Origin of the sequence: Methylobacterium variabile (assembly GCF_001043975.1) — a bacterium.
GTDB lineage: Bacteria > Pseudomonadota > Alphaproteobacteria > Rhizobiales > Beijerinckiaceae > Methylobacterium > Methylobacterium variabile.
On record NZ_LABY01000046.1, the window covers coordinates 24,422 to 36,101 of the forward strand.

General features: G+C 72.7%; 12 protein-coding genes. 10 read left to right on the top strand and 2 right to left on the bottom strand.

Annotation, left to right across the window (positions count from 1 at the left end; all coding sequences use genetic code 11):
- Positions 1 to 212 precede the first annotated feature (212 nt).
- From VQ02_RS07550 to VQ02_RS07560, 3 genes are all read left to right on the top strand, one after another.
- Positions 213 to 452, top strand: coding sequence for a hypothetical protein (locus VQ02_RS07550; protein ID WP_048443562.1), 240 nt, complete (start codon positions 213 to 215; stop codon positions 450 to 452).
- A gap of 447 nt (positions 453 to 899) precedes the next feature.
- Complete coding sequence (locus VQ02_RS07555) at positions 900 to 2,375, top strand: methyl-accepting chemotaxis protein (RefSeq protein ID WP_048443563.1); 1,476 nt, start codon at positions 900 to 902, stop codon at positions 2,373 to 2,375.
- A 279-nt stretch (positions 2,376 to 2,654) separates the two neighbouring features.
- Positions 2,655 to 2,846 (top strand): hypothetical protein, encoded by a 192-nt coding sequence (locus VQ02_RS07560; RefSeq protein WP_048443564.1) that lies wholly within the window; start codon positions 2,655 to 2,657, stop codon positions 2,844 to 2,846.
- A 20-nt stretch (positions 2,847 to 2,866) separates the two neighbouring features.
- Here the strand turns inward: VQ02_RS07560 and VQ02_RS07565 are convergent, their stop codons facing one another.
- Positions 2,867 to 3,091, bottom strand: coding sequence for a hypothetical protein (locus VQ02_RS07565; protein WP_048443565.1), 225 nt, complete (start codon positions 3,089 to 3,091; stop codon positions 2,867 to 2,869).
- Between the two features lie 166 nt (positions 3,092 to 3,257).
- The gene (locus tag VQ02_RS07570) at positions 3,258 to 4,925 is read right to left on the bottom strand and encodes a glycosyltransferase family protein (RefSeq protein ID WP_053080275.1); all 1,668 of its coding nucleotides are present in this window, start codon (positions 4,923 to 4,925) and stop codon (positions 3,258 to 3,260) included.
- A gap of 215 nt (positions 4,926 to 5,140) precedes the next feature.
- Here VQ02_RS07570 and VQ02_RS34655 point away from each other — a divergent pair, with 215 nt between their 5' ends.
- The 7 genes from VQ02_RS34655 (at position 5,141) to VQ02_RS07605 (ending at position 11,677) form a co-directional block, all read left to right on the top strand.
- The gene (locus tag VQ02_RS34655; protein WP_053080276.1) at positions 5,141 to 6,073 is read left to right on the top strand and encodes a glycosyltransferase family 2 protein; all 933 of its coding nucleotides are present in this window, start codon (positions 5,141 to 5,143) and stop codon (positions 6,071 to 6,073) included.
- Between the two features lie 275 nt (positions 6,074 to 6,348).
- Positions 6,349 to 7,170, top strand: a complete 822-nt coding sequence (locus VQ02_RS07580) for a GntR family transcriptional regulator (RefSeq protein WP_048443566.1) — start codon at positions 6,349 to 6,351, stop codon at positions 7,168 to 7,170.
- Complete coding sequence (locus VQ02_RS07585; protein ID WP_048443567.1) at positions 7,167 to 8,384, top strand: ABC transporter substrate-binding protein; 1,218 nt, start codon at positions 7,167 to 7,169, stop codon at positions 8,382 to 8,384. Before VQ02_RS07580 ends, VQ02_RS07585 begins: the two co-directional genes overlap by 4 nt.
- A gap of 2 nt (positions 8,385 to 8,386) precedes the next feature.
- Positions 8,387 to 9,259 carry a branched-chain amino acid ABC transporter permease gene (locus tag VQ02_RS07590; protein WP_048443568.1) on the top strand — a complete coding sequence of 291 codons (873 nt, stop codon included), beginning with the start codon at positions 8,387 to 8,389 and terminating at the stop codon, positions 9,257 to 9,259.
- Positions 9,256 to 10,218, top strand: a complete 963-nt coding sequence (locus tag VQ02_RS07595) for a branched-chain amino acid ABC transporter permease (RefSeq protein WP_048443569.1) — start codon at positions 9,256 to 9,258, stop codon at positions 10,216 to 10,218. The genes VQ02_RS07590 and VQ02_RS07595 overlap by 4 nt, the downstream gene beginning before the upstream one ends.
- Positions 10,219 to 10,221: 3 nt before the next feature.
- Positions 10,222 to 10,983, top strand: coding sequence for an ABC transporter ATP-binding protein (locus tag VQ02_RS07600; protein ID WP_048443570.1), 762 nt, complete (start codon positions 10,222 to 10,224; stop codon positions 10,981 to 10,983).
- The gene (locus VQ02_RS07605) at positions 10,976 to 11,677 is read left to right on the top strand and encodes an ABC transporter ATP-binding protein (protein WP_048443571.1); all 702 of its coding nucleotides are present in this window, start codon (positions 10,976 to 10,978) and stop codon (positions 11,675 to 11,677) included. Before VQ02_RS07600 ends, VQ02_RS07605 begins: the two co-directional genes overlap by 8 nt.
- Positions 11,678 to 11,680 lie beyond the last annotated feature (3 nt).

Genomic DNA, 11,680 nt, shown 5'->3' on the forward strand with positions numbered 1-11,680 from the left:
GAGGTCCGGGCCGGCTCAGTCGAGACGTAGTCGAGGGCCGCGCCGGACGGGGCCGGCGAGGCTATCGCCCGTCGCGATTGCAGGATTTTCCTAACAGGATCATGCTTTCGTCCCCCGGGTCGCCGAGGCCGCCGAACGGCCGAGGCAACCCAATGCGGCCAGAGTTCTCTGGCACGTGCCTGCCCGAACCCGCTCTCTCTTGGAGGAACATCTTGCTCCTGCGCTCCACCCTCATCCTCGTCCTGACGACGGGCGCCGCCCTCGCCGAGCCGGTCGTGGCCGACCGCGCGGTGCTCAAGCAGTACTGCACCGGCGATTACCTGACCTATTGCGGCAACCTCGCGCCGGACGGGCCGGAGGTGCAGGCCTGCTTCCGCCAGAACAAGGCCAAGCTGTCGCCGAACTGCCAGGCGGCGATCGCGAGCTACGTCAAGGCCCAGCGGAAGGGCTGAGAGCGCCGGCAGGCGCGGTTCCGGCGGCTTCGGCCGCCGGGCCGGAAGGATCCCGGGCCCGCCGGAGCCGATCCCAGTTTTCCATCGGCCGCGAAATAATCGCCCGCCTCAGGCCCCGCCGGCGGGCGGGCCTGCTGCAAGGTCAGGATGGACCTCGCGTCCGGCTCAAGTGTTCCAGCGTGCCGGTCGCGCATGGGCGCCGATCCGATTGTGCGGCTAGTCGCTGCCCGAACTCGGCGCGCTGCCGCGACAGCAAGGAAGCAGTTTCGGTCTTGCTCAAGGTCCGTTCGCGCCGGCATTCGGGCAGCCGCGGTGCTCTTTAATATTATCTAGCTTACTCTAGGTATATATTCATATTCGATGTTGTCCGAGGAAGGGTCTAACTCTTCATTTTTCCCTAATCTTCTCACGGCATCGTGCGAGCAGACGCCGCAAGAGGCTGCAACCGTGTCCCTCCTCCACTCGAATCGCGCCGCGCTGCTCGCGGCCGTGGACCGATCCCAAGGCCGGATCGAGTTCGACCTCACCGGGACGATCCTGGACGCGAATGCCTGTTTCCTCGACGTGATCGGCTACACCCTCGACGAGATCCGGGGCCGCCATCACAGCATGCTGGTGCCGCCGGCCGAACGCGAGGGCGCGGATTACACCGCCTTCTGGGAGAACCTGCGCCAGGGCCGGTTCGAGGCCCGGGAATTCCGCCGGATCGGCAAGGGCGGACGGGTCGTCTGGATCCAGGCCACCTACAACCCGGTGCTCGACCGGCGCGGCCAGCCGGTGCGGATCGTGAAGCTCGCCTCCGACATCACCGCGCGCAAGGAGCGCGACGCCTACAACGAGGGGCAGATCGCGGCCCTCGACCGTTCGCAGGCGGTGGTCCACTTCACCCCGGACGGCCGGATCACAGAGGCCAACCCGAACTTCCTCGCGGTGATGGGCTACACCCGCGACGAGGTGGTGGGACGCCACCACAGCCTCTTCGTCCCTGAGGCCGAGCGGGGAAGCGCCGAGTACGCCGCGTTCTGGCAAGGTCTGGCGGCGGGCGGCTACCGGGCCGGCGAGTTCCATCGCGTCGCCAAGGGCGGCCGCGACGTGTGGATCTTCGGCGCCTACAACCCGGTGCTCGACGCCGAGGGCAAGCCCTGCGCGGTGGTGAAGTTCGCCACCGACATCACGCAGCGGGTGCTCGACCGCGAGCGTCGTGCCGCCGGCCAGCGCGCCATCGAGGCGGACATCGCGGCGATCACGGTGGCGGTCTCCGAGGTGTCGGGCCAGGCCCGCGCCACCACCGAGCAGACGGTCCAGACCTCCGGCAACGTCGAGGCGGTCGCCGCCGGCACGGAGGAGTTCGCCGCCTCGATCGCCGAGCTCGGCCGCCACGCCTCGGAGGCCCGCCAGGCCTCCGACGAGGCGGTGCGCAAGGCCCAGGACGCCGGCAGCATCGTCGCGAGCCTGACCCAGGCGGCCGACCGGATCGGGGAGGCGGTGTCGCTGATCCGCTCGATCGCCGACCAGACCAACCTGCTCGCGCTCAACGCCACCATCGAGGCCGCCCGCGCCGGCGCCGCCGGCAAGGGGTTCGCGGTCGTCGCCGCCGAGGTCAAGGCCCTCGCCGGCCAGTCGGCCCGGGCCACCCAGGAGATCGGCACGCAGATCAACGCCGTGCAGGGCGCGACCTCCGAGGCGGTCACCGCGATCGAGGCGATCGTCGCGGCGATCGGCTACGTCAGCGAGATCTCCGTCGGGGTGTCCTCCGCCATCACCCAGCAGGCCGCGGTGACCCGCGACATGTCGGTCAACATGCAGGACGCCGCCCACAGCGTCGCGTCGATGCGCCGGAGCATGGAGCGGATCACCGGATCGGCCGGCGAGGTCGACGCCTCGATCCGCAAGGTGGCGCAGGCCGCACGGGCGCTGCTCTGAGCGGACACGGCGTCGGCCTGCCCGCGCGGATCCGCCTGGAGCGAAAGGCCTCCGGTCAGGCGCTCAGCCCGAGGAGCACCACCAGGGCGATCCCGAGGGCGAGGCACGAGGCGGCGGCGAGCACGACGGGCATCGGGAAGTCTCCAGGGAGCGGCGGCGGCGGTGATAGGGCCGGAGTGCGGCCTCACCGTGACCACGGGGCAGGAGCGGGCGGGCGGCCCGACTCGCCCCGGCAGGCATGTTCCTGTAGTATGCCTTCGCGCATAAACAGGGAGACCCATGCATCTCGTCGTGACGGCCCACACCCCGGACGGGCACCTCTCGTACCAGCGTACCTCGCCCGAGGCAGCGCTGGAGAAGGCCGACGAACTCGCGGCGGATGGCCACGAGCGCGTCGTCATCACCGATATCACCGGCCGCGACTACGAGCCCGGCGAGTTCGACAGCCTGTTCGTGCATCCGGGCCGCTGAGGCGGCGCCGGATCCCGGCCTCAGGCCTCCAGGGCCAGGGAGGTCCTGGCCTGCGCGGCCTCGGCCAGCGCCAGCCGGGCCATGGCCAGCGGCCGGGCCGGGAACGCGATGATCTGGCACCGGCTCTCCGACTCCGCCGCGTCGGCCCGGCGGCGGGCCGTGCGTTCGCAGGCACCGGCGACCGCGAGCTTCGTGCGCCGCGAGTACCCGCGGCGGCGCAGCCAAGCCGGAATCGGAAGGGACATTTTCTTCGACATCGTCCGTGAGCCGGGAAGGAGGACAAGGGCCTAAGGACAAACACGGATGCGGAATGCGGGAAACGCCCGGATGTCTCATTCTCTTGCCTGAGCGTCCCGTCCGCCCAGGACGGCACCTTGATACCGGCCGCTGGTGCCTAAATATCATTCCCCCTCAGGCTTCGGCCCGCCGGCGCCGGGCGGTCAGCCGCCGCAGCCGCGCCAGGGCGGCCGGGGGCAGGAAGCACGCCAGCGTGCTGCGCGCGAGCCGGGCCCCGCATCCCGACGATGCCCCGGCCGCTCCCGCGAGCGCCAGCCACAGCCGCAGCCGGGCCGTCAGGGGATAGATCCGCAGCTGCTGGGCGATCGCCTGCTCCGGAGCGTGGCCCTGGAGGCAGACCTGCGGCACGACCAGGTCGACCGGATCGAAGGCCGGCGCGTCGTCGGGCCGGGGCGCCCGGAACGGGCCGTGCTCCCGCGCCGCGACGGCGTAGGCGTGCTCCAGGGCCGTCTGCCACCCCTGTCCCGTGTGGGCGGCGGCGATCGAGGCCCGGGTGCGCAGCCCGAGGGCGCGCCGCTCCGCCCCGTCCGCCAGCAGGCTGCCTAGGATCGCGTGGTACTCGGGCCAGTTGCCGGCCCGCCGCAGGCAGCCGGTCAGCCCGGGCATGTCGGCCCCGAAGATCTCGGCCTCGGGCGCGTGCGGAAAGCAGCTCACCAGGGGCAGGCCCCGGCTCCCGGCCTCGAGCAGGGAGGTGATCGACACGAAGGGGAACGAGTCGACGTAGATGTCGGCCGCGTCGTAGAACAGGCCGGTGTCGGGCCGCTCGTCGAGGGCGACGATCCGTCCCCCGGTCCGCCGCACGGCGTCCTGCCAGTCGGGCCTCGGGCCCGCGCCGACCACCACCAGGATCGCCTCCGGATCGGCCTCCAGCACCGGCCGGTGCAGCTCGGCGAAGTTCGGCCCGCCGGGCGCTCCGAACTTCGCGCCACGGGCGATGCTCAGGAGGATCCGCGCCCCGGCCGGGAGGCCGAGGGCCCGGCGCGCCTCGATCTGCGGGCCGACCTCCGGCGCCTCCTCGAGCAGGGTCGGCAGCAGGGGGTTGCGGGCCGGGTCGACGTCGCGCCGGCGGCGGGCGAGGCGCTGGCCGGATTCGCGCATGCTCGCCACCGCGGTGGCCGCCGAGAGGCCGAGCCGGAACTTGTGGTCGCCGTGATCGACGAACAGGATCGGCGGCGAGCGGGCCGGATCGGCGAAGGCGAGGAGCGGCACGGCGTCCTGCTCGGTGTGCAGCACCGCCACGTCCGCCTCCCGGCCGAGCGCCGCGAGCTGCCGGGCCCGGGCCAGCAGGCCCGCCCCGTCGAGGCGGTGGATCGCGCCGCCGCTCGCCAGCACCGCCGCGACCAGGGGCGCCGGGAGTGGCGCGCCGTCCTGGCGGGTGAGTGCCACGGAGTGCCGCCGCCCGCGGTCCTGCGCGATCCAGCGCCAGGCCATGCGGGTGCTGCCGCCGACCGCGCCCGCCTCGGTGCAGACGTGCAGGACCTCGGTGGGTTCGGGGCGCGGCGGCCCGTGCGGCGCCGCCGGGCGCTCGAGGCGCCGGCCCAGGGTCGTCACCAGCCGCTCGAGTTCGGGGCTGGAGAACAGGCCGCAATGGTTGGCCATCGCGAAGGCCGCCGCCGCCTCGCACAGGACGGCCGCCCGCTCGTCCCGTCCCTCCGCCGCCGCGCGGCGCGCCCGGGCGAGGAGGTGGCGGAAATCCACGAGGTTGCGCGCCAGCGCCGCCCGCAGGCGCCGCTCCTCCGGGTCGCCGCCGGCGCCCGCTCCCGCCCGGAACGCTTCTGTCATCGCGAGACGCCTCCTGCAGCCGTCAGGCTAGCGGAGGCTCCCGACCGCAAAAGCGCCGCCTTCGGCCAGGGACGCCCTCCGCCGATAGCCGTAGGCTACAGCCCCCAGGGCCGGAGGCGCCAGCGCCGGAAGGGGCGGATCCGGCGCGCGCACCGGTTTGATAAGCAGGGACGCGATGCGGCGCGGCCCCGGCGCGCCGACCCGGGAGGCCGACCGTGCTGCCGCTCATCTCCGTCGTGATCCCGCTCTACCAGAAGGCGGACGTGATCGCCGAGACCGTCGAGGCGGTGCTCCGCCAGACCTACGCCCATTTCGAGCTGATCGTCGTCGACGACGGCTCGACCGATGGCGGCGGCGACATCGTGGCGGCCTTCTCCGACCGGCGCATCCGCGTGGTGCGCCAGCCCAACGGAGGCGAGGCGGCGGCCCGCAACCGCGGCATCGCCGAGGCCCGGACCGACTGGATCGCCTTCCTGGACGCCGACGACCTCTGGGCCGGCCGCCACCTCGAGAACCTCGTGGCCGCCGCCGTCCAGGGCGACGCGGTCCTGGTGTTCAGCAACTACCTGCTCGCCAGCCGCGCCGCGCCGGTGCTGCCGGCGCACGTGCCGGCTCAGCGCACCGACGACTTCTTCGCCTTCGCGCTCGCGAACTACCCCTACGCCGTGCATCCGAGCGCGGTGATGATCGAGCGGGCCGCCCTGCGGCGGGCCGGCCTGTTCCCCCTGGGCGCCACGATGGGTGGCGACACCGACACCTTCTGCCGCCTCGCCCTCGAGGGCGCCTTCCGCTACGTGGCGGAGCCGACCGCCGTCTACCGCGACGGTCATCCGACCAGCGTGCTGGCCCACCAGCTGCGCAAGCGGCCGCTGCCGCCGCCCTTCGACCGGACGCTGACGGCCCTCCTGCGCCACGGCGCCGTCCCGTCCCGTCTGGTCCGTTCCGCCGGCCGCTACCGCAACTTCCTGATGCTCGAATACGCCCGCCAGCTCCTGGATTTCGGCGACCCGGAGGCGGCCCGGGACATCCTGCGCCGGCACTGCCGCCTCGCCGACGACCCCGTGCGCTACGCCAAGCGCTTCCTGCGCACCTGGTCCTTCGGCCACCGGCTCTACGCGCTGTCGCGGCAGGTCGTGCCGCAGCGGTGAAACTCCTGGCTGCGGACGGGAGCGGAGCCGCCGATCGCTCCCGCGCCGCGCAAGGACCATCCCGGGGCCGCCTGAGCCCCGACTGACCATGGAGGGAATGAGACCCGCACTCGCCCGGCCCCGGCGCCCGCCCCCGCGCGGCGCCGGAAAACTCCTGTGCCCATCCCATACCTGTCCCAATTGACGGACAGCAAGCTGTCTGCATAATCGGACAGGTGAGCGCCCGTCGATTCCTCGCGGGCGGCTCATGCAAGCCACGAGCCAGGGATGGCCCCGTGACCTCCGCGATCGAGCCCCACAAGGCGCGCCGGCTCTACCTGCTGCTGCGCGACCAGATCTCCAGCGGCCGGCTGCCGCCCGGCGCGCGCCTGCCGGGCGAGCCGGTGCTCGCCGCCGAGCACGGGCTGGCGCGGGTGACGGTGCGGCGCGCCCTCGACCTGCTGGCGAGCGAGGGGCTGGTGCGCCGGCGCGCGGGGTCGGGCACCTTCGTGCAGGGGCCGGCGGGCGCCCGACCCGTGGTCGGCGACCTGCCGAACCTGCTCTCGGGGCTGATCGCCATGGGGCGGGCCACGGGCGTGCGGATCCTGTCGTTCGAGTACGTCGCGGCCCCGACGCCGATCGCCGAGGCGCTGCTGCTCGAGCCCGGCGAGCGGGTGCAGCGCTCGGTCCGGGTCCGGCTGATCGACGGACAGCCCTTCTCCTACCTCACCACCCACGTCCCCGAGCGGGTCGGCCTGTCCTACTCGGAGGCGGACCTCGCGGCGACGCCGCTGCTGTCCCTGATGGAGCGCTCCGGCGTCACCGCCGACCGGGCCACCCAGGCGATCGGCGCGACCCTGGCGGGTCCCGAGGTGGCGCAGGCCCTCGACCTCGAGGTCGGCTCGGCCCTGATCGACCTGACCCGGGTGGTGTTCGATCCCTCCGGCCGCGGCGTCGAGCACCTGCACGCCCTCTACCGGCCGGACCGCTACGCCTTCCAGATGGATCTCGTCCGCACCGGCGACGCCGGGGAGCGGCGCTGGACCCCGGCGGTCCCCCGCCCGGTCAAGGCCGAGATCAAGTCCCGTCCCGCCGCCCACAGGAGACCCGCGCCGTGATCCCGACCCTCTCTCCGTCCCGCCGCGCCGTCCTGCGCAACGGCCTCGCCGCGACGTCCCTGGTGGCGATGCCCGCGGTCCTGCGGGCGCAGGGCTCGGCGGTGAAGCTCGGCATCATCCAGCCGGTGACGGGGGCGCTGGCCAACGACGGCGACCTCGGCAAGCTCGGCGCCGAACTCGCGGTGCAGGACATCAACGCGGCCGGCGGCCTGAAAGGCTTAGGCGGCGCCAAGCTCGAGCTCGTCTTCGCCGACAGCCGCTCCAACCCCGAGACGGCGGCCCAGGAGACCGAGCGCCTCAACGGCGAGGGCGTCGCGGCGATCGTCGGCGGCTTCGCCAGCGGGCTCTGCGCCACCGCGAGCCAGGCGGCGTCGCGCTACGACCTGCCCTACCTGATCGACGTCGGCGTCGCCGACCAGCTGACGCAGCGCGGCCTCAAGAACACCTTCCGGTTCTCGCCGAGCTTCGGCATGGTGACGAAGAGCGCGCTGGAGCGCCTCGTGGCGCTGAACGACGGCGCCGGAAAGCCGGCCCGCACGGTGGTGATCGTGCACGAGGACGGCCTGTTCGGCTCCGGCCTCGCCAAGTTGCTCCAGGCGGAGCTGCCGAAGCTCGGCTTCGAGATCCTCGAGACCGTCTCGCATCCGAGCCCGGCCCGCGACATGGCGAACGTCGTGCTGCGCATCCGCTCGCTCCAGCCCGACCTCGTCATCCCGTCGAACTACTACGGCGAGTTCGTGCTCCTCGCCCGCACGCTGCTCCAGCAGCGCGTCCGGCCGAAGGGGATCTACGCGATCCTCGGCGGCGGCGCCTCCTCCCTGCGCTTCGTGAAGGAGTTCCCGCAGGCCGCCGAGGGCGTGATGGACTGCAACCACTGGCCCGACCCGAAGAACCCGCTGACCGCCGACCTGCGCCGCCGCACCGAGGCGACGGGCCGCGCCTTCGCCTACAACGTGCCGATGAACTACTCCGCCGTGCGGCTGATGGCCGAGGCGATCGAGAAGGCCGGCGCGCCCGACCGCCTCAAGATCATCGAGGCCCTGTCGACCCAGAGCCTTGCCAGCGGCGTGATGCCCTACGGCCAGTCGAAGTTCGCGAACGGCCAGAACACCAGCGCCGTGCCGCTCAACACGCAAGTGCAGGGCGGCGACGTCAAGGTGATCGCGCCGGAGGCCTTCGCCGAGGCCAAGGCGAACTTCCCCCTGAAGGCGTGACCATGTACGCGCCCCAGATCCTGATCGAGGCGGCCCTCAACGGCCTGATGACGGGGGCGGTCTACGCCCTCATCGCCCTCGGGCTGACCCTGGTCTACGGGGTGCTGCACATCATCAACTTCGCGCACGGGGCGCTCCTCACCGTCGCGATGTTCGCGGTCTGGGGCGCCTTCGCGCTGTTCCACGTCGATCCCTACCTGGCGATGCTCGGGATCGTGCCGCTGATGTTCGGCGCCGGCTACGCGCTCCAGCGCTTCGTCATCGGGCCCGCGAGCCACGGCAGCGACAACAACGTGCTGCTCGTCACCCTCGGCCTGTCGATCGTGCTCGAGAACGCGCTGCTCGCGCTGTTTCGCTCCGACACGCGGGCGCTCGATTCGGACGCCGCCCTCCAGGTGGTGGAGCTCGGTCCCCTGCTCCTCTCGACGCCGCGGCTGATCGGCTTCGTGGCGGCCCTCGCGGTCACCGGGCTGCTCTGGCTCCTCCTCGAGCGCACCGATACCGGCCGGGCGATCCGGGCGGTGGCGCGGGAGAAGCTCGGCGCGCGCCTCGTCGGCATCGAGGTCGACCACGTCTACGCCGTCACCTTCGGGCTCGGCTGCGCCTGCCTCGCCGTCGCCGCCTGCCTCCTGATGCCGACCTACTACGTCAACCCGCGCTCGGGCGCCGCCTTCGTGCTCGTCGCCTTCACCATCGTGGTGCTCGGCGGCATGGGGTCGATCGCCGGCGCGCTCGTCGGCGGCCTCGTCATCGGCGTGGTCGAGAGCTTCTCGGGCCTGCTGCTGGGCGACAGCCTCGGCCAGATCGGCATCTTCCTGATCTTCATCCTGGTGCTGCTGGTGCGCCCGACCGGCCTGTTCGGAGCCCGCGCATGAACGCCCGCGACCTCCTCCCCCTCGGGATCGCCCTGGCGCTCCTCGCCGCCCTGCCCTTCCTCGGGCTCTCCGGCAGCGTCCTCAACTTCCTCGTCACCACGCTGATCATCGCGCTCGCCGGCCTCGGCTGGAACGTGCTCGGCGGCTTCGGCGGCCAGTACTCCTTCGGCCACGCCGCCTTCTTCGGCACCGGCGCCTACGCCACCGCGGTGCTGCAGCTGAAGTTCGGCTGGAATGCCTGGGGCGCGCTCGCCGCCGGGATCGGGCTCGGCACGCTGGTGGGCCTCGCCATCGGCTACCTGAGCTTCCGGGCCGGCCTGCGCGGCTCGTACTTCGCCCTCGTGACGCTGGCCTTCGCCGAGGTGTTCCGCATCCTCGCCAACACCGCCGACATCACCGGCGGTGCGGCCGGCCTGCTCCTGAAGCTCCAGCCGGGCTTCGCGACGCTGCAATTCTCCGACCGGCGCGTCTTCTACCTCCTCGTCCTCGCCTTCGTCGGCCTGGCGCTCCTCGCCTCGCGCTGGCTCGAGCGCTCGCGCTTCGGCGCCCACCTGATCGCGGTGCGCGAGAACGAGGAGGCGGCCCGCGCGCTCGGGGTCGACGCCCTCTCGGTGAAGCTGCGCGCCATCGCGCTCTCGGCGGCGATCACCGCGGCGGCGGGCGGGCTCTACGTGCAGTACTTCCTCTACCTCGACGCGGGCGTGGCCTACGGCACCTGGATCTCCGTCGAGGCGCTGCTCGCCCCGATCGTCGGCGGCATCGGCACCGCCTTCGGGCCCCTCGTCGGGGCGCTGGCGCTTCAGGGTCTCGGCGAGGTCACCAAGCACCTCGCCGGCGGCATCCCGGGGGTCGATCTCGTGGTGTTCGGGGCCTGCCTGATCGCCGTCATCGCCTTCGCGCCGCAGGGCCTCCTCGGGCTGCGCGTCGCGCGCCGCCGGCGCGCCGCGGCGGGAGCCTGACCGATGCTCGCCGTCGATTCCCTCACCAAGCGCTTCCAGGGCCTCGTCGCGGTCAACCAGGCCTCGCTCACCGTCCCGGCCGGCTCGATCACCGGGCTCATCGGCCCGAACGGCGCCGGCAAGACCACCCTGTTCGGCATGATCTCGGGCTTCCTCGCCCCGAGCGAGGGCCGGGTGCTGTTCGAGGGGCAGGACGTGACCGGGGAGGCGCCGCATCTGCGGGCGCGCCGCGGCATCGCCCGCACGTTCCAGATCGTGCAGCCCTTCGCCGGGCTGACGGTGGCCGAGAACATCGCCGTCGGCGCCTACCTGCGCCACCCGCGCCGCGCGGACGCCGTCGCCAAGGCCCGCGAGGTCGGGACCCGGGTGGGCCTGGGCGACCAGCTCGACAAGCCGGCCGCCGACCTCACCGTCGCCGGGCGCAAGCGCCTGGAGGTGGCCCGGGCCCTCGCCACCGAGCCCCGCCTCCTCCTCCTCGACGAGGTGCTGGCCGGGCTCAACCCGTCGGAGATCCGCGACATCCTGCCGGTGGTGCGGGCGATCCGCGACGGCGGCGTCACCATCCTGATGATCGAGCACATCATGCAGGCGGTGATGACCCTGTGCGAGGAGGTCTACGTCCTCGCCGAGGGCCGGATGGTGGCGTCGGGGCCGCCGCGCCAGGTCTGCGCCGATCCGCAGGTCATCGAGGCCTATCTCGGCAAGGGCGCGGCCGCCCGCATGACGGCGCAAGGCTCCACCAGTGACGAGGTCGCGCATGCTTGAGATCTCGGGCCTGCGCGCCGGCTACGGCGCCACCGAGGTGCTGCGCGGCATCGACCTCGCGGTGCGCGAGGGCGAGGTCGTCGCGGTGCTCGGCGCCAACGGCGTCGGCAAGACGACGCTCAACAAGGTCCTGTCCGGGGTCGTGCCGGCGCGCGCCGGCGAGATCCGCTTCGACGGCCGGCCGATCGCGAAGGCGTCGGCCGCTTCCATCGTCGAGGCCGGGCTGATCCACGTGCCGGAAGGCCGCAAGATCTTCCCGAACCTCAGCGTGCGCGAGAACCTCGTGCTCGGCAGCTATCGCCGCGGCCGGGCGCGGCGAGCCCAGAATCTCGATCGCGTCTTCTCCACCTTCCCGCGCCTGCGCGAGCGCGCCAGCCAGGCCGCCGGCACCCTCTCCGGCGGCGAGCAGCAGATGCTCGCGATCGGCCGCGGCCTGATGGCCGAGCCCCGCCTCCTCATCCTCGACGAGCCCTCGCTCGGGCTCTCGCCGCTCCTCGTCGAGGAGATGTTCGCCCTCGTGCGCACCCTCAACAGGCAAGGACTGCCGATCATGCTGGTGGAGCAGAACGTGGTGCAGTCGCTCGATCTCGCGACCCGCGCCTACATCCTGGAGAACGGCACCGTCGCACTCGAAGGCGACGCCGCGACCCTCGCCGCCGACCCGGCCCTGCGCCGGGCCTATCTGGGGCTGTAAGCC

What these genes read in the sequence shown, in the direction of transcription:
- VQ02_RS07600 (WP_048443570.1), top strand. Translation starts at nt 10,222, where the DNA reads ATGCTCGCCGTCGATTCCCTCACCAAGCGCTTCCAGGGCCTCGTCGCG.
- VQ02_RS07565 (WP_048443565.1), bottom strand. Translation starts at nt 3,091, where the DNA reads ATGTCCCTTCCGATTCCGGCTTGGCTGCGCCGCCGCGGGTACTCGCGG.
- VQ02_RS07560 (WP_048443564.1), top strand. Translation starts at nt 2,655, where the DNA reads ATGCATCTCGTCGTGACGGCCCACACCCCGGACGGGCACCTCTCGTAC.
- VQ02_RS07595 (WP_048443569.1), top strand. Translation starts at nt 9,256, where the DNA reads ATGAACGCCCGCGACCTCCTCCCCCTCGGGATCGCCCTGGCGCTCCTC.
- VQ02_RS07590 (WP_048443568.1), top strand. Translation starts at nt 8,387, where the DNA reads ATGTACGCGCCCCAGATCCTGATCGAGGCGGCCCTCAACGGCCTGATG.
- VQ02_RS07605 (WP_048443571.1), top strand. Translation starts at nt 10,976, where the DNA reads ATGCTTGAGATCTCGGGCCTGCGCGCCGGCTACGGCGCCACCGAGGTG.
- VQ02_RS07570 (WP_053080275.1), bottom strand. Translation starts at nt 4,925, where the DNA reads ATGACAGAAGCGTTCCGGGCGGGAGCGGGCGCCGGCGGCGACCCGGAG.